1 protein-coding gene is annotated in these 562 nt (G+C 48.0%); it reads left to right on the plus strand.

The annotated features are described in order from the left end of the window. Positions 1 to 562, plus strand: a 562-nt coding sequence (locus tag R7R24_RS29355; protein WP_318120545.1) for a type II secretion system F family protein, incomplete at both ends; no start/stop codon positions are given.

Here is a 562-nt window from a genome sequence, read left to right on the forward strand (position 1 = left end):
GGAGTACGTCGAAAACCGTCAGAAAATGCGTTCTAAGCTGTTGCAAGCGATGATCTACCCTGTCGTGTTAGTGGTGTTTGCGGTGGCGATTGTCTCGTTCTTGTTGGCGACCGTGGTACCCAAAATCATCGAGCCGATCATTCAAATGGGGCAAGAGTTGCCACAGTCAACGCAATTTTTGCTGGCGGCTAGTGAGTTCGTCCAAGAGTGGGGGCTGATTATCTTTGCCGTGCTAGTAGTTTGTTTTTATGGCTTAAAACTGGCATTGCAAAAACCAGATTTTCGCTTGTCTTGGGACAGAAAAATCATCAGCTTGCCGCTCGTCGGTAAGATTTCTAAAGGTCTCAATACTGCTCGTTTCGCTCGTACCTTGTCGATTTGTACTTCAAGTGCGATCCCAATTCTTGAAGGTATGCGAGTGGCGGTTGATGTGATGTCGAACCGTTACGTAAAGCAGCAAGTGTTGATTGCTGCAGACAACGTCCGTGAAGGGGCAAGCTTGCGCAAAGCTCTTGATCAAACCCGTCTATTCCCACCGATGATGCTGCATATGATCGCCAGT

This window comes from Vibrio sp. 704, from assembly GCF_033339295.1.